Source organism: Marinomonas sp. AWM4_232 (assembly GCF_056158325.1).
This window is the reverse complement of the sequence record NZ_JBSWTA010000001.1, coordinates 2,798,093-2,822,633: the sequence shown is the minus strand read 5'-3', so window position 1 is coordinate 2,822,633 and position 24,541 is coordinate 2,798,093. Positions and strand designations below refer to the sequence as shown.

At 44.6% G+C, this 24,541-nt stretch carries 20 protein-coding genes; 3 read left to right on the top strand and 17 right to left on the bottom strand.

The genetic code is table 11. From position 1 onward, the window contains the following. Positions 1-2 precede the first annotated feature (2 nt). The 8 genes from ACXAC1_RS13345 to cysM all read right to left on the bottom strand — a co-directional run bounded on the left by ACXAC1_RS13345 (position 3) and on the right by cysM (position 10,452). A complete protein-coding gene (locus ACXAC1_RS13345; protein ID WP_475062027.1) occupies positions 3-812 on the bottom strand; it encodes an undecaprenyl-diphosphate phosphatase in 810 nt (269 codons plus the stop codon). A gap of 3 nt (positions 813-815) precedes the next feature. Continuing rightward, positions 816-1,523, bottom strand: a complete 708-nt coding sequence (gene tsaB / locus ACXAC1_RS13340; protein ID WP_475062025.1) for a tRNA (adenosine(37)-N6)-threonylcarbamoyltransferase complex dimerization subunit type 1 TsaB — start codon at positions 1,521-1,523, stop codon at positions 816-818. Between the two features lie 7 nt (positions 1,524-1,530). Beyond that, positions 1,531-2,187: an adenylate kinase gene (gene adk / locus ACXAC1_RS13335; protein ID WP_133562971.1), complete on the bottom strand. Its 657-nt coding sequence runs from the start codon at positions 2,185-2,187 to the stop codon at positions 1,531-1,533. 226 nt (positions 2,188-2,413) lie between these two features. Further along, positions 2,414-5,047 (bottom strand): phosphoenolpyruvate carboxylase, encoded by a 2,634-nt coding sequence (gene ppc, locus ACXAC1_RS13330; protein ID WP_475062023.1) that lies wholly within the window; start codon positions 5,045-5,047, stop codon positions 2,414-2,416. Between the two features lie 42 nt (positions 5,048-5,089). Beyond that, on the bottom strand, positions 5,090-5,902 hold the full coding sequence (gene mazG / locus ACXAC1_RS13325; protein WP_228189970.1) for a nucleoside triphosphate pyrophosphohydrolase: 813 nt from the start codon (positions 5,900-5,902) through the stop codon (positions 5,090-5,092). Beyond that, complete coding sequence (gene relA, locus ACXAC1_RS13320) at positions 5,899-8,145, bottom strand: GTP diphosphokinase (protein WP_475062021.1); 2,247 nt, start codon at positions 8,143-8,145, stop codon at positions 5,899-5,901. The genes mazG and relA overlap by 4 nt, the downstream gene beginning before the upstream one ends. A gap of 24 nt (positions 8,146-8,169) precedes the next feature. Further along, entirely contained in the window at positions 8,170-9,480 is a 1,311-nt protein-coding gene (rlmD, locus tag ACXAC1_RS13315) for a 23S rRNA (uracil(1939)-C(5))-methyltransferase RlmD (protein WP_475062019.1), read from the bottom strand. A gap of 81 nt (positions 9,481-9,561) precedes the next feature. Beyond that, complete coding sequence (gene cysM, locus ACXAC1_RS13310) at positions 9,562-10,452, bottom strand: cysteine synthase CysM (protein ID WP_475062017.1); 891 nt, start codon at positions 10,450-10,452, stop codon at positions 9,562-9,564. Positions 10,453-10,594: 142 nt separating this feature from the next. Between cysM and ACXAC1_RS13305 the strand changes: the two genes are divergently transcribed. Beyond that, positions 10,595-10,819, top strand: coding sequence for a hypothetical protein (locus tag ACXAC1_RS13305; RefSeq protein WP_475062015.1), 225 nt, complete (start codon positions 10,595-10,597; stop codon positions 10,817-10,819). A 28-nt stretch (positions 10,820-10,847) separates the two neighbouring features. Beyond that, on the top strand, positions 10,848-13,697 hold the full coding sequence (locus tag ACXAC1_RS13300) for a response regulator (protein ID WP_475062013.1): 2,850 nt from the start codon (positions 10,848-10,850) through the stop codon (positions 13,695-13,697). On the opposite strand, the gene acpS is transcribed toward ACXAC1_RS13300, so the two are convergent. From acpS to ACXAC1_RS13265, 7 genes are all read right to left on the bottom strand, one after another. Beyond that, on the bottom strand, positions 13,636-14,019 hold the full coding sequence (gene acpS / locus ACXAC1_RS13295; RefSeq protein WP_475062011.1) for a holo-ACP synthase: 384 nt from the start codon (positions 14,017-14,019) through the stop codon (positions 13,636-13,638). The two genes, ACXAC1_RS13300 and acpS, sit on opposite strands and share 62 nt — an antisense overlap. 9 nt (positions 14,020-14,028) lie before the next feature. After that, a complete protein-coding gene (recO, locus tag ACXAC1_RS13290; protein ID WP_475062010.1) occupies positions 14,029-14,775 on the bottom strand; it encodes a DNA repair protein RecO in 747 nt (248 codons plus the stop codon). A gap of 3 nt (positions 14,776-14,778) precedes the next feature. After that, the gene (era, locus tag ACXAC1_RS13285; protein ID WP_133562991.1) at positions 14,779-15,693 is read right to left on the bottom strand and encodes a GTPase Era; all 915 of its coding nucleotides are present in this window, start codon (positions 15,691-15,693) and stop codon (positions 14,779-14,781) included. Beyond that, on the bottom strand, positions 15,694-16,371 hold the full coding sequence (gene rnc, locus ACXAC1_RS13280; RefSeq protein ID WP_133562993.1) for a ribonuclease III: 678 nt from the start codon (positions 16,369-16,371) through the stop codon (positions 15,694-15,696). It abuts the gene before it with no gap. A 15-nt stretch (positions 16,372-16,386) separates the two neighbouring features. Further along, complete coding sequence (gene lepB, locus ACXAC1_RS13275) at positions 16,387-17,211, bottom strand: signal peptidase I (RefSeq protein WP_475062008.1); 825 nt, start codon at positions 17,209-17,211, stop codon at positions 16,387-16,389. A 52-nt stretch (positions 17,212-17,263) separates the two neighbouring features. After that, the gene (gene lepA / locus ACXAC1_RS13270; protein WP_475063830.1) at positions 17,264-19,069 is read right to left on the bottom strand and encodes a translation elongation factor 4; all 1,806 of its coding nucleotides are present in this window, start codon (positions 19,067-19,069) and stop codon (positions 17,264-17,266) included. Between the two features lie 212 nt (positions 19,070-19,281). Continuing rightward, positions 19,282-19,917 (bottom strand): riboflavin synthase subunit alpha, encoded by a 636-nt coding sequence (locus tag ACXAC1_RS13265; RefSeq protein WP_475062006.1) that lies wholly within the window; start codon positions 19,915-19,917, stop codon positions 19,282-19,284. A gap of 179 nt (positions 19,918-20,096) precedes the next feature. On the opposite strand from ACXAC1_RS13265, the gene ACXAC1_RS13260 reads away from it, so the two are divergent. Further along, positions 20,097-21,029 (top strand): TraB/GumN family protein, encoded by a 933-nt coding sequence (locus ACXAC1_RS13260; RefSeq protein ID WP_475062004.1) that lies wholly within the window; start codon positions 20,097-20,099, stop codon positions 21,027-21,029. 48 nt (positions 21,030-21,077) lie between these two features. Here ACXAC1_RS13260 and ACXAC1_RS13255 read toward each other — a convergent pair whose 3' ends face one another. Beyond that, positions 21,078-23,192, bottom strand: a complete 2,115-nt coding sequence (locus ACXAC1_RS13255; RefSeq protein WP_475062002.1) for a site-2 protease family protein — start codon at positions 23,190-23,192, stop codon at positions 21,078-21,080. Continuing rightward, positions 23,193-24,539 (bottom strand): efflux RND transporter periplasmic adaptor subunit, encoded by a 1,347-nt coding sequence (locus tag ACXAC1_RS13250; RefSeq protein ID WP_475062001.1) that lies wholly within the window; start codon positions 24,537-24,539, stop codon positions 23,193-23,195. Positions 24,540-24,541 lie beyond the last annotated feature (2 nt).

The following is a 24,541-nucleotide window of genomic DNA, read 5'->3' as shown; positions in this document are numbered from 1 at the left end:
TATTACCCCATATTAACCAAGAAAATCAAACAACCGCCTAAAACCAATCGATACAACATAAAAGGTAAAAAGCCAACCTTATTCAAGCACCTTAAGAATAGGTGTATACAGGCAAAAGCGCTAACTCCCGATAATACGATGCCCCACAACATTGAATGCCAATCAACACTTGCAGGTTCGTATATCGTTACAAGCTCAAAAATCTTTAAAGAGCCTGCAGCAAGAATGATCGGGATAGAAAGTAAAAATGAAAATCTTGCCGCTGCATCACGAGTAAACCCCATAAAACGCGCAGCAGTCATCGTCACTCCGGATCGTGAGGTACCGGGGATCAGAGCTATCGCCTGCGCAATACCTATTACAACAACGCTAGGAAGTTCTAACTCATTGAGCTTCTTTGAACTTGAAAAGAACCTATCAGACAACCAAAGTAATACGCCAAAAGCTATCGTTGTATAAGCAATCACATTAATGGTACGAAGGTTCTCTTCAATATAATGATTAAAAACTAGTCCGAACAGCACAGCTGGAATAGTCCCAATAATGACCCACCATCCTAGACGGCTACTATCACTTTTTGTTCCACTTCTCATTGAGTGACACCAACCACTGAGAATAGAAAAAAGATCACGCCAAAAGTAGCTAACAACCGCTAACAGAGTGCCAACATGTACGGCCACATCAAACGCTAATCCTTGATCCGGCCATCCCAGAACTTGAGATGGTAAAATTAAATGTGCCGAGCTCGATACCGGAAGAAATTCAGTAACCCCTTGAATCAGGGCAAGAAACACAACGTGATACCACAACATTAATTAACGTTTACCAATCCGGGCTGGTTGTTTTTCCCAAGTAATTTCATCACGCAGATAAACAGGTAAAGCCTGCTCCGCTGTCACCACTCGTCCTTGCGCGAAATCATAAGCAGCAAGTTCTGCAATGCATGCAGCACGTGGTGCGATGTCAACCAACACTTCCTTTGCAGGCGTTGGCAGCACTTCGTTTAGGCGCTCTTGATATAACCAACCAGAACCAACGCCTTGGTATGCCTGCTCAATCGCTGTTAAGTTGTCTGGAGCAATCACACGTTCAGCAAACGTTTCTTGAGCCACCCAAAAGTCACTTTGTTTCTCAATATGATAACCACCAACATAGATTTCGCCCATACGCGCATCCAACGCTGCTAGCCAGTCATCATGATAAGTGGATTTATGTGCTTCAAGTGCCATCGCAGCCAAAGTAGAAACTGGCACGACAGGCAAATCTGCGCCATAGGCAAGTCCCTGCACGACACCAGCACTGATACGCAAACCGGTAAAAGAACCAGGACCACGACCAAATGCAATAGCGTCCAGCTGAGACAGTGTTAAGCCAGCTTGTGACAATAGCTGATCCACCATAGGTAGGATCAAATCATTATGTTGACGTGGAGCCATGCGGAAATCTTCCAGCACAGCACCATTTTGAATCAACGCCACGGAACAAGCTGGCGTTGAAGTATCCAAAGCAAGAATTGCGCTCATTACGAGATTAAGCCTTAAGTGCTGCTAGCAAACCTTGTTTGATTTCGTTTAGATCGCCAACACCGTTCACTTTTACGAACTTAGGTGCTGTTGCTGCGTCTTCTTGTTGCCAAGCTTGGTAGTAGCCAATCAAAGGTGCTGTTTGATCGTGGTAGATAGACAAACGCTTACGTACGGTTTCTTCTGTGTCATCAGCACGTTGAATCAGATCTTCACCTGTTTCGTCGTCTTTGCCTTCCACTTTAGGTGGGTTGTAAACCACGTGGTAAGTACGACCTGATGCTTCATGTACACGACGACCACTCATTCGCTGAACGATCTCTTCATCCGCTACGTCGATTTCAACAACATAGTCGATCGCAACGCCAGCTTCTTTCAATGCATCCGCTTGAGGAATTGTGCGTGGAAAACCATCAAATAGCGCACCGTTTTCACAATCAGCTTCTTGAAGACGCTCTTTGACTAAACCGATAATGATGTCATCAGACACAAGCTGACCTGCATCCATTACCGCTTTTGCTTTCAAGCCAAGCTCAGTACCTGCTTTTACTGCTGCACGAAGCATGTCGCCAGTTGAAATTTGTGGAATACCAAACTCTTCAGTAATGAACTGAGCCTGAGTGCCCTTACCTGCGCCTGGCGCTCCTAACAAAATAACTCGCATAATTTATCTCCAATAGTCTGCGTAAAGTCGGCACGGCGAGTAATAAACCAGAGCTATATAAAGCACTGGCAAGCGTAAAAATTGAAAACGACCTCTCACGCAATTACCCGCTAATTATAATTTTGAGGTCGCTAGAATACCGAAGCCTACACAAAATTTGCAAACGAACTTGTCGTTTTGTGGTTTTAAGGCAGGCTATATTACGTATTTTTGATATTTTTTCCAGTTAGCCCGTATTTTGCATGCCACTGGCGATACCAGCCATCGTAATCATCATCGCCTTATTGACCGCTGCATTCTCATCATCGAGTCGACTACGGTGCAATAATTCAGCTTGTAGATAATGTAATGGGTCAATGTAAGGGTTGCGAACATCAATAGATTGGCGAATCGTTTTGTTATCTTCGATCAGACGCTCCTGCTGCTTCACTTGCTTGACCAGCTCTCTAACTTGAGAAAGTTTACGACGCAACAAATACCCTAAGCCTCGAAGCTCCTCAGGTACCAATCGTTTCTCGTAGTACTCAGCGATATCAGGTTCCGCTTTTGCTAGCACCATATCTAGCATATCCAGATAAGCACCAAAGAATGGCCACTGTTTATGCATTTCACGCAGACGATCTAAGTTACCGGATTCAACACTTTGCTGTAACGCACTCTCAGCGCCAAGCCACGCAGGCAGCATCAAGCGGATTTGCATCCAAGCAAATATCCAAGGAATCGCCCTCAAGCTTTCAACACCACCGTCTGAGCGACGTCGTGCAGGTCGAGAGCCAAGTGGTAGCTTCGCTAGTTCTTGCTCTGGAGTGATGGTACGAAAATACGGTACAAAATCCTCATGACCTCGAACGATGGAACGGTATTGATTCATTCCTTCTTCCGCCATCTCATCCATCAAAGCTCGCCACTCTTCCTTCGGTGCTTGTGCCGGAATTAAAGAGGCCTCCATCACAGCGGAACAATAAAGCTCCAGTGAACGCACGGCGATATCCGGAATACCAAATTTAAAGCGAATCATTTCACCCTGTTCGGTCACACGAATGGCACCTTGTACTGAGCCTGGCGGCTGAGAAAGAATAGCAACATGGGCTGGACCACCACCTCGTCCCACTGTGCCTCCACGGCCATGGAACAACGTTAATCTCACACCATGTTTTTTACACAGACGTGTCAGTGCTTCTTGTGCGCGATACTGCCCCCAAGTCGCCGCTATCTGACCCGCATCTTTCGCCGAGTCTGAGTAGCCAATCATGACTTCTTGATGCCCCGCGATGTAAGACTTATACCACGGCATTGAGAACAGCTGCTCAATAACAGGCTCTGCATTATCTAAGTCTGCCAAAGTTTCAAACAAGGGCACGATGCGCATATTGAAGCGCACTCCAGACTCTTTCAGTAATAATGCAACAGCGAGAACATCTGAAGGTGCGCTAGCCATGGAAATGACATAAGAGCCAAATGAATTCTGGTAACCACTGGCTATGGTTCGAAATGTTGATAGGACCTCTTCAACCATTGGCTCGGGAGACCATTCAGATGGCAACAAAGGACGTTTTGAATTTAATTCCGCCAACAGAAAGGCTTGTCTCGACGCTTCATCCCATTCAGCGTAATCACCTAAGCCGTAAAAACGCGTGATCGCCGACAATGCTTCAATATGTTTCGACGCATCTTGGCGAACATCCAAACGAACCAGTGTCATACCAAAGGTGGCAACACGACGAATTAAGTCCAATACCGAACCATTCGCGATCACCTTCATGCCGCAGTCCAATAGCGACTGATAACAGAGCGTCAAATCCGCCATCAATTCAGTGTTATCGAGCAGCACACCTTGATCTGACACGGGTTGCCCCTCTAAGCGGGCACGAGCCCATGCTTTTGTGGCTTCCATTTTTCGTTCAAGACTTCGGATCACTTCGCGATAAGGTTGCGTACTGTCACCGACACGTTCACGTAACGCGGCATTGCATTCTGTCATCGAGAACTCTGCTCGAAGCTCTACTAAGTCCTTCAGATATAAGTCGGCCGCCATCCAACGCGCCAGCAGTACAACTTCTTCTGTGACTTGATGGGTAACGTTAGGGTTGCCGTCGCGATCTCCCCCCATCCACGTGGCAAAACGGATAGGTGCCAAATCCAAAGGCAAGCGCTCTTCACAAGTGTACTGTTTAAATTGCTCGTCTAAGTGACGGAAGAACATCGGCACCGCTTGCCACAAGGATTGCTCTATGACTGCAAATCCCCATTTAGCCTCGTCCACAGGCGTCGGTCGCTGATCACGAATCTCATCCGTATGCCATGCTTGGGTAATGATTTCATTCAATCGACGCACATGCTTTTCTTGCTCAAGCGGAAGAATATTGTCTTTATCAAGCGCTTCAAGTTCGTTAGAGATGTTGTCGTATTTTCGAATTAAAGAACGACGCACCACTTCAGTGGGATGCGCTGTTAATACAAGGTCGATTGCTTGATCTCGCAACGCCTCGACCATTTGATCAGCGGTAAAGTTTTGCTCTTTGAGACGCAGTAAAAGATCCCCTACAGGGTTCTTGTATATCCCTTTACTTTCATTAGAGCGACGACGATGAACACGGTGATATTGCTCTGCAATATTAGATAGGTTTAAAAACTGGTTAAACGCACGGGCGACTGGAACAATGTCACCATCATCAAGCGCTTCTAACGCTTGGATTAAGGCACTGGAATCGCCACTTTGACGACCGTCTTTAGATAGACGACGGATGGTTTCTACCGTCTCTAAAAAGTCTTCCCCTAAATGATTGCTCATGGTTTCCCCTAAGCAATCCCCTAACAAACGCACGTTTTCTCGTAATGAAGCCTGACGATCAGTCACCATACGTCTCCTTATAATGTATGCACTCGATGAACGAGCTTGGCGCTATAAACCAGAGGCTTTAGCGTCATCCCATAATTGATCCAACTCTTTTAAAGTACAGTCAGTCAAGCAAACCTCTCGTTCGCGTAACTGGGTTTCAATGTAAGCAAAGCGGCGGCGAAATTTCACGTTGGTTTGCATTAAGGCTTGCTCTGGTGCGATAGACAGATGACGCGCCAGATTTGACACAGCAAACAGCACATCACCAAGCTCGGCCTCCGCTTCAGCCTTAGAAAGATGCTGGATAGCCTCTTCTAATTCATCTAATTCTTCTCGTATTTTATTGAAGACTGGGGCAGTATCAGACCAATCAAAACCCACTGTGGCTGCTTTTTTCTGCAACTTCACTGCTTGGGTCAACACTGGCACACTGTTCGAAACACTGTCCAATAAACCTTGATGATGCTCGCCCTTCGCTTGCTTTTCTTGTGCTTTGATAACTTGCCACTGCGCATTAATTTCCTCTTCGGTTAAGCGATTAGGGCTCGCATAACTGTCGAATGTACCATCAGGAAAGACATGCGGATGTCGTCGAAGCATTTTCTCCACGATCGTTTGAATCACATCAGAGAAGTTAAAGGCATTTTCTTCGCTGGCCATCTGGGCATGAAAAACCACCTGAAACAAAAGATCACCTAATTCATCTTTCAGATCATCCCGATTGCCACGAACAATCGCGTCCATTACCTCATAAGCTTCTTCCAAGGTATACGGCGCAATCGTGGCAAAGCTTTGTTTCTGATCCCAAGGACAACCATATTGCTTGTCGCGCAACATGGTCATCAACGCTAATAAGTCATTTAAGGTGTATTTCAATTATCTCGCTCCCTAAAGACATCCAATACATTAGGCAACTGGTTGATGCGGTGAAGTAGACGAGAAAGAGAACTGATTTCGCTCACTTCAATGGTAAAACGTATTGACGCAGTGTGATCAGCTTTTGCCGAGATTGTATTCATGGACAGAAGGTTTACTTTTTCATTCGCCAACAACGACGTGATGTCGTTTAAAAGGCCGGTACGATCATAAGCCTGAACTCGAATATTAACCGGATACAGATTGTCGACTTCCTCACCCCAGCTCACCTGGACCATACGCTCTGGTTCTTCAAGCTGTAATTGTGCCGCGTTAATACAATCTTGACGGTGGATAGAAACACCACGACCTTGGGTGATATAGCCAATAATGTCGTCACCAGGAATAGGAGAGCAACACTTCGCCATTTGCGTTAGCAATTTACCTACACCTTGAATCTGTATGTCATTATCTGAAGTTTTATGGCGGCTCTTTTTAAGGCGAATGGGTCGAGCAACTGGCTCACCGTCTAAGCCATGAATATCATCAATGGCACGCAATACACGGGACAGCTGAATATCACCAGCTCCCAGTGACACATATACGTCGTCACCATTTGAAAAGTTAAAGCGCTCGGCGATCGTAGAGAAATCTAACTTGTTTTCTTCAATACCTAAGCGTTTCAGTTGCTTGTCTAATACCGTACGGCCCGCCTCTAGGTTCTTCTCACGATCTTCTCTTCTGAACCAACTTTGAATCTTGGCACGAGCACGATTGGTATTGACGTAGCCTAAGGTCGGGTGCAACCAGTCACGGCTTGGACCACCTTCTTTGGTGGTGAGGATCTCAACCTTATCGCCAGTTTTAAGATGCGTCACCAAAGAAATGATCTTGCCATTTACTTTAGCGCCTCGGCAACGATGACCAATTTCCGTGTGCACTCGGTAAGCAAAATCTACTGGGGTTGCGTTGATTGGCAAATCAACTACATGACCATCAGGCGTGAACACATAGATTCGGTCCTGCTCAATGTCATTCATGACCTGCTCACTCAGTGACTCTAAGTCACCTTGCACTTCGTGGAAGTCCAGGATCGTACGCAGCCACTGTAACTTCTCTTCGTAACTTGAGCTATTGGAGCTTAAATCAGTTCCTTTGTACTTCCAGTGAGCACAGACGCCTAACTCAGCATCTTCATGCATTTTATGAGTACGAATTTGAATCTCTAAGACACGCCCCTGAGGCCCCACGACGGCCGTATGCAGAGACTGATAGCCGTTTGATTTAGGATTACTAATATAATCGTCAAATTCTTGCGGGATAGGCTTCCAAAGGTTATGAACAATGCCAAGCACACCATAACATTGCATGGGCTCATCTACTAAAATACGAACTGCTCGAACATCATACACCTCGTCAAAAGCAATGTTCTTGCGGCGCATTTTACGCCAGATGCTATAGATGTGTTTGGCACGCCCCATTACATCAGCATGGATATCAATCGCTTCCATACGCTCTTTCAACACAGAAATCACGTCATCGATAAACTGTTGACGGTCTAGGCGCTTTTCATCCAACAGCTTGGCAATACGTTTATATTCACCCGGGTACAAATATCGGAAGGAGAGATCTTCAAGCTCCCACTTAATGTGGCCAATCCCTAATCGGTGGGACAGTGGTGCATAAACGCTTTGTACTTCAAGGGCTACCGCTTCTTTACGCTCATCACTTTGATGCTTGGCTTCTTTAATGGCACACGCTCGCTCTGCTAGTTTAATCAGCACAACGCGCACATCATCAATGATGGAAACCAGCATTTTACGTAAAGACTCCAGCTGATTTTCATGACTTCCTAACACTTCAGCTGTTGTATCTTTGGACAAGTTTTTAGAAACCTCGCCCATACGAATAACGCCTTCGATCAAAGACGCGACTTTACGGCCAAACATGTCACTAACTTTTGACAAGTCTAATTGATCTTCACGAACCACACGATACAGAGCAGCCGCTAATAATGAGTCTTGATCGGCACGAAAGCCCGCTAAGATTTCCACCATTTCGAGGCCTGCTCGAAACGTGCTCGCTTGCGGCCCCCAATAAGAGGATCTACCCGACGCTGCTTCTGCTTGCCTAGCTAATGCACAAGCCATTCTTAATGGCACTCGGCTTGCTTCGTCAATCTTGTCGGCAAACTGAGACATCCAGGCGTCTATATCCACCGAACCGTCAGCTAATACAGGGTGATCCTTTCTTACTGTAACCATCTTAACTACCCTTCTGGTAACATCTTACTTCTGCAACAACATCATTGCTTCTACATGTGAAGTCTGTGGAAACATATCCATCATACAGACATTCGTGACTCGATATCCATTTTCAACTAAATACTGCGCATCCCTTGCTAACGTAGAAGCATTGCAAGAAACATACAAGATTTGCTTTGGCTTAAGCCTTACCAGTGTCGGTAAGAACTCCAAAGCGCCTGCTCGTGGTGGATCTAGCAGCGCCTTCGTTATTTTGGCTTTTTTTAAGTGATTTGGTGGCGGCAATGTCAAGTCTGCAGCCAGAAAGCTCGTATTGTCCAACCCTGCCGCTGAGGCATTAGTCTGCCCCATTTCCACCATACTCTCGATCGCTTCTACAGCGAGTACTTGCCCTGCTCTTTTTCCTAATGGAAGAGAGAAGTTTCCTGCGCCACAAAATAGGTCAAGCACAACGTCGTCCTGAGTCACATTGAGCCAAGCCATTGCTTGCTCAACCATCGCATCATTGATTTGTGCATTCACTTGGATAAAGTCTTGTGGGTGAAAGTTCACTTTTAACCCATCAACTAAATAATGACGCGGCGTATTCGCCTCCACTTTGGATTGGTCTGGTAACTGCCAATACACCTCTATGCCATTGGAGTTTGCCCATTCCACAAGTTGCGCTTTATCTGCTTCAGGAACATCTCGGGTTTGGCGAAGCACACAAGCTACGCCTGAATTATCCAGCAAAAGCTCAACATGACCAAGCTTAGCGACCAGAGAACTTTGCAATATGTAAGACCTCAGATCCGCATAGGCTTTCTGTAGCGCGGGCACCAAAACCTGGCACTGTTCAATATCAATAATGGCATTAGAGGCCTTGGCTCGAAATCCCATACTTACTTGCTGATTTTTAGCAAAAACCGAAAGACGAGCCCGACGTCGATAGCCAAACTCTTCGCCTTGTAACCTTGTGATTTGATCTGGCAGTTCTAATTTACGGAACTGGTTACGTAACCATTCTGTTTTTAAATCACGCTGAGCGTCTATATCCATATGTTGCAGCTGGCAGCCACCGCATTGCTCAAAGTGTTTACAGCTAGGCGTTCTTCTGGAAGGGCTGGTATGAATACGCCTCAAGGTGGTTGCTTGATTAAACTGGCGTCCTTCTTTGGTAAGTCGTGCTTCCACTTGTTCGCCAGACATCGCACCTTCAACGAACGTAACTTTACCTTGGTCCCTAACCACGCCATGACCTTCATGGGTCATACTTTCGATGGTAAAAGTTCGAATAGGAGAAGAGATAGGCTTGCCCTGATGCGCTTTAGGGCGACGATTCGATCGTTTTTTCAAGATAACATCTCTATTCATGGTATAGAGCTCAAATAATACCTTATCTGAGCAATCCGACCTAGGGCAAGCAAACAAATAGCACTAGTTGAACACGCCGGTAGATAAATATCGATCACCACGATCACAAATGATCACTACAATCGTTGCGTCTTCGACCTGTTCCGATAAAGTCAAGGCTGCACTGACTGCACCACCAGAGGACACACCACAAAAAACCCCTTCCTCTTTCGCTAGACGTCGCATCACAACTTCTGCATTCTGCTGATCAACATCCATCACACGATCCACACGAGAAGCATCGAAGATAGTAGGCAAGTATTCTTGGGGCCAACGGCGTATACCTGGAATACTGCTTCCTTCAGAGGGCTGTAGACCAATGATTTCTACCTCTGGATTCTGCTCTTTCAAAAAGCGAGAAATCCCCATAATAGTCCCTGTCGTCCCCATAGAGCTTACAAAATGAGTCACTTGCCCCTGTGTTTGCCGCCAAATTTCAGGCCCGGTTGATACATAGTGGGCGCTAGGGTTATCTTGGTTACCAAATTGATTGAGCACCTTTCCTTTGCCTGCAGCTTGCATCTCATGGGCTAGGTCACGCGCGCGCTCCATACCTTCTTCTTTGCTGACCAAATGAAGAATTGCACCGTATGCAGACATTGCTGACTTGCGTTCTTGACTCATATTGTCCGGCATAATGAGGTGCATTTCGTAACCTTTAATGGCGGCCGCCATGGCCAACGCGATCCCGGTATTACCACTAGTAGCTTCAATTAAACTGTCCCCAGGCTGTATATCGCCACGAGCTTCAGCCTGAGCAATCATGTTCAGAGCAGGACGATCCTTGACAGAACCCGCTGGATTCTGCCCCTCAAGTTTCAATAATATTGTATTACTCGGGTTAGGGTTGATACGCTGCAATTTGACAATCGGCGTATTGCCTATAATAGATTCAATAGTTGGGTATTCGATCATAAAGCTCTAGCACTTAAGATATTATATAAATTAATGGTTTACGCTTTTTTACCAGATCGTATTAGAATGCACATCAGATAGATATTAAAATACTAACTAGTTATAAATTTAAGCCATATTGTTGCACTAGGAGTAATAGATCATGCATAAACCTATTTTGTTAAGTTTAGTACTTACCACCGTTACACTTACTGGCTGCGATATGTTTGGAGGCCCTTCAGCAGACATCCCCGATACAGAACTACGCAACAAATGGCGTGAATGTAAATCCATAAGCAATCCGTCACGAACTAAAGTTCTAGCATGTGAAAACTACGAGAGAGAATGTGAGCGCCGTAAAGGTAAAGGTAACATAGCTTGCTACTAAACTCTTTGTAGTAAAATAGGAAAGACTAATGTCTAACGCCCTCCATTTGCCCCTACAAAAGATGCTGTGGAAAGTCATTTTTCTACCTATATTTATAGTGATTGCAATGTTTTGTGGTATCAACTATATCAATGAGCTAGTTGATCAAAAGCGACAATTTGAATACCTTAGCCAGTATCAGGCTGAGCAAATGGCCAGAGCGAGCGAATACGCACTTCTTTTCAATGATAGAAACTTGATTAACAGTAATATCCAAAGCCTGCTGCGCCAACCAGATATTGTGGGTGTCACTTATTATAATAATTCGGGAATTGAAATTGAGAGTGTCGGCCAAATCGCTCCCATTCCTTTTCCTGAGAACGAGGCTCATTACTATAATCAAGACGATAGCCAATACATTTCTATTGTCCCAATTTTTTTTACAAAGAGCCATCGCGCTAATTCGCTTAATGAGGTGCCATTTGCCGAACCAAATAGCACTATTTTGGCTGATGCGATCGGCTTATCAAAGAGCCCGCAAAAAGAGCTACTCGGGTGGATTCAGGTAAGCTCTAGCACACAACGCTTATTCCTTGAAAACATAATAGCTGGGTTAACGACTCTAGGCTATTTGATTGGCGCAGCACTTATATCAGGCTGGCTCTGTTGGAAATATTCTAAGCGTATTTCAGCCCCTTGGCTGAGTATCATTAACGGCTTGAGCTCGATCGCTAGAAATGAGTTTGACAAAGCCGATCAGGTGTCCCTACCTAAAAGTATGGAATCAGTAAAGCGAGACCTAAACAACATCAGCGACCGGTTACAGAACTATCGAACTGAGCTTCAAAGCGAAATAGAGCGTATTACGAAAGAAACCAGTGAAAATGCCCTACAGCTTGAAGAGAAAAGCATTCAGCTTCATATTGCTAACAAAGAGGCCACAGAGTCCAACCGCTTAAAAACACAATTCCTAGCAAATATTTCGCACGAGGTTCGAACACCTCTGAATGCGATTCTGGGTTATACAAACTTATTGAAAAAAGATGAGCTTCCCTATCAACAGCAGAGCTATGTTGAAACCATCGCACAATCTACTAATGACCTACTGGCGACCATCGGTAATATATTAGATTTTTCAAAAATTGAAGCTGGCAAGACCGTTGTACTCGAATGTGAAGACTTTAATCTAAAAGATATCGTTAATGAAGTTTTACATTCTCTTTCCTCAACCCTGCCAAGCGAAACAAAAGACATAGATTTAATTCCAAACTTCTCAGAGGACTTACCTGATTGGGTAAAGGGGGATAAAACTCGTTTACGACAGATTCTAAATAATTTAGTTGGTAATGCCATAAAATTCACTCAACATGGCACCATCCACATAAAAGTGAACTGTAACAAAGTAACGAAAGTTCTTTTAGATATTAACATCGAGGTCGTTGATACTGGCTGTGGCATTGCGACAGACAAACTCAACCAGCTATTTAAACCTTTCTCTCAAGTTGATTCAAGTCATACTCGAAGCCATACCGGAACTGGGCTCGGGCTTGTCATCACTAAAAAGCTCATTGAGCAGATGGGCGGCTCTATTGGCGTAACCAGCGAACCAAACCATGGCTCAAATTTCTTTTTTAATATAAAACTTGAACATTCCAACAAAAAGACTGACGCATTGATACCAATGAAAGAGTCTTGGATAGTACTTGAGCCCAATTCTCGATATCGCGGCTACCTAGAAAAAATCTTTGGTATGGCCGCACCCAATTCATTATTTCACAGTTCAAGCGAACAGTTTGTAGCGGATTTGCACGATGGCAAGCAACAATTCTTTGGTGCTCTCATCTGTGTTGGCGATAATAAAATGAGTGCTGACGAGGCTTATGAGTTATGCAGCTATCTATCAAACAGATTTCAACTCCCCTATTTACTGCTCTGCAAGCCCGTTAGTTATATTGCCCAACACGCACAACAATACCAACTTGAAAACCATATCATTCATAAGCCAATATCTTTGAACCAATTAAGAAGCACTTTAAATAGATATTCGCAAGATGAAGAGAAAACTGAAGCACCATCGCTTGAGTATCACCCCCCTCGTCAATACAAGCACCTCGAAGGCTTGCACATACTCGCTGTTGACGATACACCAATTAACCTACAACTATTACACCACTGGCTTGAGCCACACCTTATTCGATTAAGCTTAGCTTACTCAGGTTCTGAAGCAATTCGATTAGCAAATGAGCAATCTTTTGATTTAATCTTGATGGACATACAAATGCCCGAAATGGATGGGATGGAGGCAACACGCCAACTCAGAACCTTACCGAATTACCTGGAAACTCCCATTATTGCTTTAACAGCACACGCACTTGCTGAAGAACAGCAATCTATTTTAGCCAGCGGTATGAATGAATACCTAACCAAACCAATCAATGAAGAGACTCTACTGAACACCTTAACAAAATGGTGTGCTGCAAACGTTAACTTGAGCCAGCAAGTGGATGAGCAGTTAGCAGCAGTATTTGATGTAAACAAAGCATTAAACATGGCAGGAAACCGTTCGCAAGCAGCCAAAGATCTCTTTGAAATGCTAATGCAATCTTTACAAGAAGACCAACGTCTTTTAAACCACCACTTTGCTAATCAAGATTTAGAAAAGCTGATTGCCACAGTGCACCGCATCCATGGTGCAAGTAAGTACTCTGGAACGATTGAGTTAACTAAACACGCCAACTTTCTAGAAACCCATTTAAAAGAATTAGGATTTGATGAAGTAGAAGAAGTGTTTGAGGATTTTATGGCAGCGCTAGAGCGCCTTAAAAGCTTACAATCGCTTATTCCTTGGCCTCAAGTGTCACAAACGCCAGAGCAAAATCTCGCTCATCCGACAGACTAAGGTGCCAGTTAGCGTCAAACTCCAGCATCTGACTGATGGTCGCATCGACTTCTAGAGTCGGCTTTCCACTTGCAAGGTTTACCACCGTGAAATGCTGAAAGCTAACCCCTGAGCCAATACCTGTTCCCAAGGCTTTTACTGCAGCCTCTTTTGCTGCAAAACGCTTAGCAACAAAGGAAGCGTGCTTCTCAGGGTTGAGCTGATCGAGCTGTTGGCGCTCATGGGGGGTTAAGATACGGTTGATGAAACGCTCTCCCGTGCGCTCAATTGAGTTCGCAATTCTATTGATCTCAACAATATCCGTTCCAATACCTTTAATCATGTAACGTCACTAGACCTTATCCGAAAGTTTGAAAATAGGCACCTGCCATAAGCGCTCGCCATCATAGGGGCTTACAGGTAAAAGAGACCGTGATTTTAATGGCTTTTCACCGAGCGCCAAATCCAGCCACGCCCGATGTAGCTCCTTAGCCAGAGTCAGTACGTATTTATTGTTCCAACTCCCGCTGGCATAAGCCATCGCTGCAGCGCCGTCTAGAAACACAATTGGCTTTACCTTAGGCTGTTCGCCATAGTAGGGCCGAAGACCAAACTTATGATGCAATTGATAAAGCTGCTTTGGCTCCAACACCTCACCTCGACTGGTGGCGGCCATATTCACTTGCACCCCAAGCTCCTCGAACAGCCCAAGCTCAAAGCGCCTTAACAAGGGTGCAATCGGCACATCCCCACCTAAATGGGAAATCAGCCATTGGTATAAAATAAACAGTGGTTCAAACGGCAAATTCACGGGCAACAATCGTTCAATCAACTCATGCACATAGAAAGCACTGTACAAAGCAGTGCCTGTAAGTTGTATCGATGCCCCAAGCGCCTCGGCAGAGCGAATCGTTTTCAATTCCGAACGACCAGATAACTCAAACTCTAGCAACAAAAAAGACCCGGGGGATACCCGAGCCTCTTTCGTTTTTTTACGCCATACCCCTCGTATTAAGCCCGCTTCACGAGTCAAAATGTCCACTAAGACTTTGTCATCTTGAAAGGGACGAGTATGTATTACGTAGCCTTGAACGCGCACGAATTAATCGTCTTGATAACCTAAACTGGCCAACGCTCGCTCATCATCAGACCAGCCAGAACGCACCTTAACCCATAAATTCAACATTACCTTCTGCTGGAACAAGTTCTCCATATCAATGCGAGATTCTTTTCCGATCAGTTTAATCTTGGCACCTTTATCACCAATGATAATGCGTTTTTGGCCGTCACGTTCGACTAAGATCAAAGCACTGATGTGAATAGTGCTACCTTCAAAAACAAACTCTTCGATTTGCACAGCAACTTCATAAGGAACTTCTTGGCCCAGCTGACGCGTAATCTTCTCACGCACAATTTCAGCAGCCAAAAAGCGCGAGCTACGATTGGTGATTTGATCTTCAGGGTAATACTGGACACCTTCAGGGATGTAGCTTTCAACTAGCGCTTCTAAGCGGTCTAAGTTCTTATTACGCAACGCAGAGATCGGTACAATCTGTGAGAAATCCATTTTCTCTGAAAGTGACATCATGCGTGGTAGCAACTCATCCTTCTCTTCTAGTTTATCGACCTTATTTACCACCAATACCACAGGGCACTCTGCATGACGTACTTTTGCTAACACATTATCGTCTTCTTCGGTCCAACGCTCCGCATCGATCACAAACAAGACTACATCAACATCTTTTAGCGCTTGGTTAGCCGTTCGGTTCATATAACGGTTGATGGCTTTATCTTGCCCTTTATGCAACCCAGGTGTGTCCACATAAATGGTTTGCATATGACCTTTGGTTTGCACACCTAAGATTTGATCGCGTGTCGTTTGCGGCTTACGCGATGTAATAGACAGTTTTTGACCAAGAATGTGGTTCATTAACGTTGATTTACCAACGTTAGGTCGACCAACAATGGCAACAAAGCCACAATGGGTAATTTCTTGGTAATCTTCTTCGTGATGCATTTAGTTTTTTTCCAACTGTTTAAGTGCTTTGGCAGCAGCATTTTGCTCGGCAATTCTCCGGCTACTCCCTTTGCCTTCGATTGGCGCATCGAATAATTCAATTTGGCAGTGCACAAAAAATGTCTGTGCATGCGGTTCACCAACGATATCCACCACTTCATATTGGGGAAGCGAATGCTTACGTGCCTGCAGAAACTCTTGCAGTCGCGTCTTAGCGTCTTTCGTTACCACTTTTAAAGACGTCGCATTTAAACGCTCTTTGTACCACTCCAGAATATGCTGTCGGCAAACATCCATACCTGCATCGAGGTAAATCGCTCCAATGATCCCTTCAACAGCATCAGCCAGAATAGAATCACGACGAAATCCACCGCTTTTAAGCTCACCAGCCCCAAGCTTAAGGAAATCCCCCAATTGGAATTCACGAGCTAACTCGGCCAAGGTGTCACCTTTCACAAGGGACGCGCGCAGTCGACTTAACTCGCCTTCTTTCGCTTTAGGAAAACGGTGAAACAAGTCTTCAGCGATCACATAATTTAAGATTGAATCGCCTAAAAACTCCAATCGTTCGTTGTTTTTTCCACCATAACTACGGTGTGTCAACGCTAACTCAAGCAGCCCAAGGTCGGCGAAGAAGTACCCTATACGCCGACACAATTTGTCATAAAGAGAGCTCAAAATTTCTCCAAAATATTATTCAATTAAACCGTTATTCTTAAAGCTCGGGAGACTAAAGAACTCATCCCAATGCAGCCATACATAGAATGCTCGGCCTTTTAAGTTTTCTTCCGGAACAAAGCCCCAGACTCGGCTATCCGCACTATTGTCGCGGTTATCGCCCATCACAAAATATTGACCTTCAGGTACCACCCAGTCCCCTTCAAGAGGGTTACGTCGGTAACTTTTGTAAACTTCATGTGATACGCCATCTAACTCTTCTTGAAATACCGCTACTGGCTCACGGCTTGGATTTAGAGAAACAGGTAGCTCAGCCAATAGCGACTCATCCATCAGCTCCCCATTAATCATAAGCCGCTTGTTATGGTAGCTAATGACATCACCAGGCAAACCAATCATGCGTTTAATATAGTTCAAGCTTGGGTTTTCAGGATATTTAAAGACAACGACATCACCACGCTTTGGCTCTGTCGTCGGGATTATAGTGGAGTTCAAAACTGGGAGACGAATGCCATAATCCATTTTATTCACTAAAATGAAGTCGCCAATCTCAAGAGTCGGTAACATAGATCCTGACGGGATCTGAAACGGCTCCGCAACAAATGAACGCAGACCAAAGATTACTGCAATAATAACGAAGTAAGATTTGACCTCTAGCAACCATTTCGGCGTATCAGCAAGATTCTGCTTAACGTTTTTATCAAGGGCTGCAACTGCCTCTGGCGCCATTTGCGACAAAATGCGTTTACGCTTTGGCGCATAAACCACTCGATCCACTAACCAAGCCGCCAAGGTAATCAAAAAGGCAATCGCTAGGATCAACTCGAAATCAAAATCCATACTTACTCTCCAAGTAAAAGAGCCGCACTGGATGCGGCCCTATCTTTCCGGCTTAGCTATCGACTTTAAGCACTGCTAAGAATGCGCTTTGAGGCACTTCGACGTTACCGACTTGCTTCATGCGCTTTTTACCTTCTTTCTGCTTCTGCAGCAGTTTCTTCTTACGACTCACGTCACCACCGTAACATTTCGCTGTTACGTTTTTACGCAATGCTTTTACGGTTGTACGAGCAATCACTTTGGCACCCACGGCACCTTGGATAGCCACATCAAACATTTGACGCGGAATCAGGTCTTTCATCTTTTCACACAATGCACGACCTTTGGTTTGCACGTTGTCACGGTGCATGATCAGAGCCAACGCATCCACACGTTCACTGTTGATCAAGATATCCAAACGAACCAATGGCGCTGCCTCAAAGTGATGGAAAGAATAATCCAATGAAGCAAAACCGCGACTACAAGACTTAAGGCGATCGAAGAAGTCCAATACCACTTCATTCATCGGCAAGTGATAACGAAGCTGGACTTGGCTACCAACGTATTGCATGTCTTTTTGGATACCACGTTTCTCAACACACAGAGAAATAACGTTACCAAGGTAATCCTGTGGCACAAGAATATTGGCCTCTACGATTGGCTCACGCATTTCACGAACCGTACCTGGGTCTGGCATCTTCGATGGGCTATCAACGTTGATCACTTCGCCGCTATTTAGTTCCACTTCGTAAACTACCGTTGGCGCTGTGGTAATCAGGTCAAGGTCGTATTCACGCTCCAAACGCTCTTGGATGATTTCCATGTGAAGCATCCCTAGGAAACCACAACGGAAACCAAAACCAAGGGCGTCAGATGTTTCTGGCTCGAAGAATAACGAAGCATCGTTAAGCGTTAGTTTGTCTAACGCTTCACGGAAATCTTCGTAGTCATCAGAGCTCACTGGGAATAACCCCGCGTAAACCTGTGGCTTTACTTTCTGGAAACCAGATAACTGCGGCACATCAGGGGTTGCGATGTGCGTAATCGTGTCACCTACTGGCGCACCGTGGATATCTTTGATACCAGCAATCACGTAACCCACTTCACCAGCCTTTAAGACACCGGTTTCTTTGCGCTTAGGCGTAAAGATTCCAATGTTATCTACTGGGTAGGTTTGCTTAGTCGACTTGATGAAAATCTTATCTTTCTTGCGAAGTGTGCCCTGTTTAATACGCACTAGAGAGACAACGCCTAGGTAGTTATCAAACCAAGAGTCGATGATCAACGCTTGTAAAGGCGCTTCAGTATCGCCCTCTGGTGGTGGGATCGTCGCAACAAGACGTTCTAGCACATCTTCAACACCCAAACCTGTTTTCGCTGAACACGTCACCGCATCCGTAGCATCAATACCGATAATTTCTTCGATTTCTTCTGCAACACGAGTCGGCTCAGCTTGAGGTAAGTCGATTTTATTCAAAACCGGCATAACCTCAAGGCCCTGTTCAATCGCTGTGTAACAGTTCGCTACGGACTGAGCTTCCACACCTTGTGCGGCATCAACCACCAACAATGCACCTTCACAAGCTGCAAGAGAGCGTGACACTTCGTAAGAGAAGTCAACGTGTCCAGGTGTATCAATGAAGTTAAGTTGGTAGGTATTGCCATCTTGTGAATGAAAATCAAGGGTTACACTTTGAGCTTTGATGGTGATACCGCGCTCACGCTCGATGTCCATCGAATCCAACACTTGGTTGGCCATTTCACGCTCAGAAAGACCTTCACATTTTTGAATAAAACGGTCAGCCAAAGTCGACTTACCATGGTCAATGTGCGCGATAATACTAAAATTTCGGATGTGCTTAAGATTGTTCGACACTATAAACTCACACTTAAAAAGCGATTGGATATTAAGTAACTGTTGATAAGTCCACTACGGAGTAGGCAGAGCTCAAGTCTGATCTAGCACTCAAACCAAGTAATAAATGACTTATAAACAGAACCTCAGGGTAAAATATGGCGCGCATTCTACCGAAATTAGGGAATAGACTCCATTTATTTCCGTAGTCACGCACCATATCCTCGATTTTTGCGTTAGGGCAACACAATCCCACGCTGCTTTAGAACACGCTCAACCGTATCGACAGTTGCTTGTGTATGGGCATCAATTTCCAAGTTAACCAAATCCCCTGTTTGTAGAATACCAAACGTCGTCAAACGCAAGGTTTCAGGAATCAGAGAAACTTCGATCCAATCATCACCAATGGCACTGATAGTTAAGCTTGCGCCATTGAGTCCTACGTAGCCTTTATCAAACAAGTAACGTCGAGCGTCAACATCAGGGTTTTCAAGATCCACGGCAAAACGAATATGAAAACTTTCATCGATGCGTTCAATATGACGCACTGTCACCGTCGTCATAATGTGACCAGACATAACGTGACCACCTACCTCATCGCCCATTCTAGCTGCTCGCTCGAAGTTGACTTTAGCGCCCGGCTTTAAGCGACCAATATTGGTCAGATTTAAAGTCGTATCAATGACATCAAACGTTAAGATATCCCCTTCTATTTTCGCAACAGTCAGACATACACCGTTAATCGCAACACTTGCACCCAGTTGCTGCTGCAGCATCATACCTTGAGGAAACTTCACTTCTAGAATGAGGTTTCGACCATTCTCTTGACAGGAAACAACTTCCGCCATACCTTGGACTATGCCAGTAAACATTTTCGGTCCTCTATCTGTTCTTTAATTAGGTTGTAGACATGCTACAACAGCGTTCGGCTTGAGGATTGAAGAATTAATATACTAAACCGCCTCAACGCCTATATATCAAGGCATTGAGAGAGTTATCACACCACCTCTACATGGGTTATCCACAAGCATCGGGGATAAGCCTCGTTTTCATGCGACATATAGTAGACAAGTTTATGCGTCCACAAGCGTTGTTCTTCAAGTTTATATTGGTCTCTGTTTTAGTTGTAGCTAAAGCTCAGGCTACGACCAGTACTTATCAACCTTTCATGTGGCAAGTGCAAAATCAAGGCGCGACAGTTTATTTAGTAGGATCCATTCACGCCCTGACACCCGACTTCTACCCTTTGCCAGCAGCTTACGAAAAAGCCTTTCAAAGCGCCGATCGATTAGCCGTTGAATTAGACCCAGAACAACTGGGCCCCAACCAATCTGCCCGCTTAGTTCAATCAAAAATGTGGCTACCCAAAGGCGTCACCATTGACCGCTATCTAGATGACAAAAGACTGACTGCATTGCAACAATTCGCCAAAGTCAACCAGTCTGACTATGAACGCATGTTACATATAAGGCCTTGGATGCTAGTGGAGCAGTTGACCCAAGCTCAACTGAAAGATTCAGACTATCAAGCCGAGTACGGCATTGATCTACACTTTTTGAAACTAGCAAAGCAGAAGGGACTTCCTGTTTTGGAGATAGAAACCCTTTCTCAACAAATCAGTGCAATTGCAGATACGCCATTTCAAGCACAGCTTACCATGCTAGAAACCAGCCTAGATCAAATGGAAGATGAAGATTACATGGCTAAAATGACCGAGTATTGGCGTCAGGCTGATCCAGATGGTCTATATCAATTTGTCTATCAAGACGTACTCGAAAACCCAAAACTAAAGCCTATGATGGAAGCCCTGCTTGACCATCGTAATCAACGCATGGCGGATGTTATCAGTATATACCTTGGGCAATCACCTAACCGCTCTCAAACAACCTTTGTTGTAGTCGGTGCTTTACACCTAAGCGGCCCAAAAAGCATCATCAAAGAGCTTGAACAAAAAGGCTTTTACCCAAGGCCAATGTTTAAATGAAATGCTCTATTTTCAATATGGTTTTAGGTTGATCGAAATTACCGCCTCTTAAAACCCCGATTCTCTTATCAAGATGCCATACAGATGGCGCATTGCCCCCATAAACATACTGCTTGATTCCGAGGCTAAACGAACCGTACCTAATAACTGCTGTGGAGCATACTGCGGCAAGTCAAAGCGCAATAAAAGCTCATAGGTTGCATCATCTGGCACCTCTTGTTCTTTGTGGGTTGTTGCCGCAATAGGCCCACCATAAGTTGAAGATAAACTACGAAAATTCAATTGATCAACAGCTGTAGGACGAATCGCTTCAAGCGTAACTAAGTTATCAAAAACTTCTCCCTGTTGAGCAATATAACGCCCTTTAGCGCCGACTTTTAGTTTTCCTAATTCCTCTCCGGATACATATGCTTTGAGGACAGCGCTTTCTGGATTAAACACCTTTATCACGGCAACGTTAGAAGCAACGTAATCCCCCTTCTGAAATTCATCCCAATTGCCAATCACACCATTAATAGGACTTCTTAGAACAAGCTGCTCTCTCTGCTCCAAAAGGCTAGCTAAGCGCGATTGTTCGCGTGACAATTGTGCCTGCAGCGCCATGCTTTCACTGCGCAGCAGTGCATCAGATCGACTGCGCTGCCATTTTAAGGATAAGCTCCGAATTCGAGACTCAGACATTACAATGTTCTGCTCTAACTCAGAAGATTCCAAAATGCCTAATACATCTCCAGCTTTTACGGACTTGTTAGGAGCAACATTCCAAACCGCAATACGCCCTTCTAAATTCGGGTAAAAGTCTCGTTTTTGCTCAAAATCAACCACTGCTGGCACAGTTAAATGTTTTTGCCAAGGAACAACAACAAGCCCTACAGCAAAAATAATAAGCAAAGCACTCACTACGCTTCGTTTATTCCAGCTCATTTTACTTTTTAAATTCACCCACACACCTAGCTCCTTAATGATGGGAAGCAGTACAAACCAGACTATTTCAACCGCAAACAGCAAGATACCGAGCAGTTTAAACGTGAAAAAATACACTAGTAGCGCGATACCTAAAAATAGAAGTAGGCGATAAACCCACGTACACCAAGCATACGTCACCATCAAAATACACTTTTGACGATTAAGAGGCTCTGGCGGTGGTAAACCTAAGCCAAAAATACGCTCTCTTAAAAACCATTTACCGACTAAAAAAGCTCTAGGTTGAAGGTTTTCCATACCTAAAAAATCCGACAAGGCATAGTACCCATCAAAACGCATAAAGGGGCTAATATTAATAAGCAGTGAAGATACCCAGCTAGTGGTCGCTATAAAAAATAGTACATCCCGAAAACTTCCTGATGGAGCTACCGACCAGAGAAAGGTTGCGAAGCAGGCAATGTATATTTCTACTCGTACCCCTGCTGTGACAATATCCAGTCGCTGAAATTTAGAGCGCAGTCGCCACGCATCCGTCGTATCAGTATAAAGAATCGGCGTCATTAATAGGAAAGCTACACCCATTGAGCTCACTCGACAGTTGTAACGCTTTGCCACAAAAGCATGACCTAACTCATGCGCAGCCTTAACCAAGATTAACGCCCCGATGTAATAGACCATAGAAGACAAACTTAAAAACGTTTGTAGAGTATGAGTAAAGGTTTCCCATTGACGAAGAGCCATAAGAAGCCCCAGGCAACCAAAGCACATAGCTAACCAATAAATAGGAAAGTTTAAAAGTGAATGGAATCGCTGATAAAGTTTAGTTAACAACAGATCAGGACGAACAAGCGGCACCTTAATAAATAAGTAATTATGTAACAGCCACAGCAATAAATGCTTTTTTCGTGCCTTAGCCTGCGTTTCAAAGTCTGACACGGTGTGTACATCAGACGCCTCAAGTAGATTATTCTGCTTTAAGAAACGAATAAAATATTCCAGCTCTTCTCTACTGACATCAATGCCTCGCTTGGCAACACAAGCCAACAAGGATTCATCATCTACAGCATTGCGCCACTCTCGAAATAGATACAACGCTGTGCGAGACAAGAAATAAAACTTATTTGAAAGCGCATCAAATAACTGCCACCTAGGCTCACCGTCTTCATCTGGAGAGGCAGGCAACAACTTAAGGTTTTGCCTAAGAGTAGGCAAAGGCGTAGGTCCATCAGAGGATATCATTTATAGCCCCAAGTGCTGACGTATAAAAGTGATAGGTCGTCGTAATAAGTAATAAGCCAACGATACTTTAGCACCATACATTTTCACTGTACCACGTAGCCCAATTCTCGGAACCTGTACAGCGCCTTCATCAAAACTTGGCTCAGCTATCAATCGATATGCAACAATCTGATCAGGCGTTAATGTCGGCTCATAAGTGGAATACAAGACATTAAAATCCATTGGGTTCAACGGATCAGTATCCATGAAGAAAGTTACCTTATCGCCACGCGTGAGGGAGATTGCATCCTTAACTGGCAACATGACTTCTAAATGAATTTTATTTGGGTCCGCTATAGAAAGTATTCTCTCACCCACAACGACCGGACGCCCTTGCCATTGGTCAGGGCCATCAAATACAGCAATACCCTCTGCACTCGCCATAATACGTGTTCTATTCAGCTTTTCTTCATAGAAGTCACGTTCTATTTTTTTCAACTCGACCGATGACTCAAGTTCCAACAACTCAGACTTTCTTCGTCGATCCACATAACCAGCTTGCTCTGTGGTACGAAGTTCCGCTTGAACTCGATCCAACTCTCTTTGAGCGACATTTAGCTGTCCTTGATACTCAATCGTCTCCATTTGGACCAATTGATCACCCTCAACTATCGCATCACCAGGTTTAACAAGCACCTCTTTAACAGAACCAACGATAGGTGCCGTTACAAGCACAGGATCTTTTGCAATGATTTCTCCTGGTGCCAATACGGTGAGGTTTATTGGTATAAAACCTGCCGCAGCGATAATGATTATTAACCCTATACCTATTCGTCGGTTCGCAAGCTTATCCCACAAACGTCTCATACCAGAGCTTTGTCTAAATAGCTGCAATGCGTGGCCATAACTTGACGCTAAGTGTTTCAACAAGCCCAACTCTCGCTCTGTCCAAGCGGTTGATTTGGATAAACACATGACTCCCAAGCGTTCGTTATTCTTTGATGGAATCCCAACAGGAAGCCAGAGCATGTTAGGCGGAGAAAAGTCAGAGAAATCTGCTCTAAGCTCTTCCGGTAGCGATTGGCTATCGATTACATACGCATCATTTGAGTGGCTCTTTGCAGTGTTATATTGAGCAACTTGCTCAAACCAAGCACAAAAAGGGGTGGCTCTATCAACCAAGGTAATATCACTTATCGCATAGGTCTTAAGCTTTTCGTGCTCTCCTCCTAATAACAATACTCCTTGTTCGTAGGCAACGAGCGAGCGAGTCATGTTCACCATGACATACGCCAGCTCGGTCTTTGTTTCACTTTTTCTAACTTGCTGCTCAAGCTGTAAAAGCTGAGCAATCGCCTGATCCGACATAC

Bases quoted from the DNA above. Each gene is read 5' to 3' on its own strand.
- ACXAC1_RS13345 (WP_475062027.1), bottom strand. From the start codon at position 812: ATGTTGTGGTATCACGTTGTGTTTCTTGCCCTGATTCAAGGGGTTACT.
- tsaB (WP_475062025.1), bottom strand. From the start codon at position 1,523: ATGAGCGCAATTCTTGCTTTGGATACTTCAACGCCAGCTTGTTCCGTG.
- adk (WP_133562971.1), bottom strand. From the start codon at position 2,187: ATGCGAGTTATTTTGTTAGGAGCGCCAGGCGCAGGTAAGGGCACTCAG.
- ppc (WP_475062023.1), bottom strand. From the start codon at position 5,047: ATGGTGACTGATCGTCAGGCTTCATTACGAGAAAACGTGCGTTTGTTA.
- relA (WP_475062021.1), bottom strand. From the start codon at position 8,145: ATGGTTACAGTAAGAAAGGATCACCCTGTATTAGCTGACGGTTCGGTG.
- cysM (WP_475062017.1), bottom strand. From the start codon at position 10,452: ATGATCGAATACCCAACTATTGAATCTATTATAGGCAATACGCCGATT.
- ACXAC1_RS13305 (WP_475062015.1), top strand. From the start codon at position 10,595: ATGCATAAACCTATTTTGTTAAGTTTAGTACTTACCACCGTTACACTT.
- ACXAC1_RS13300 (WP_475062013.1), top strand. From the start codon at position 10,848: ATGTCTAACGCCCTCCATTTGCCCCTACAAAAGATGCTGTGGAAAGTC.
- acpS (WP_475062011.1), bottom strand. From the start codon at position 14,019: ATGATTAAAGGTATTGGAACGGATATTGTTGAGATCAATAGAATTGCG.
- era (WP_133562991.1), bottom strand. From the start codon at position 15,693: ATGCATCACGAAGAAGATTACCAAGAAATTACCCATTGTGGCTTTGTT.
- lepB (WP_475062008.1), bottom strand. From the start codon at position 17,211: ATGGATTTTGATTTCGAGTTGATCCTAGCGATTGCCTTTTTGATTACC.
- ACXAC1_RS13265 (WP_475062006.1), bottom strand. From the start codon at position 19,917: ATGTTTACTGGCATAGTCCAAGGTATGGCGGAAGTTGTTTCCTGTCAA.
- ACXAC1_RS13260 (WP_475062004.1), top strand. From the start codon at position 20,097: ATGCGACATATAGTAGACAAGTTTATGCGTCCACAAGCGTTGTTCTTC.
- ACXAC1_RS13255 (WP_475062002.1), bottom strand. From the start codon at position 23,192: ATGATATCCTCTGATGGACCTACGCCTTTGCCTACTCTTAGGCAAAAC.
- ACXAC1_RS13250 (WP_475062001.1), bottom strand. From the start codon at position 24,539: ATGTCGGATCAGGCGATTGCTCAGCTTTTACAGCTTGAGCAGCAAGTT.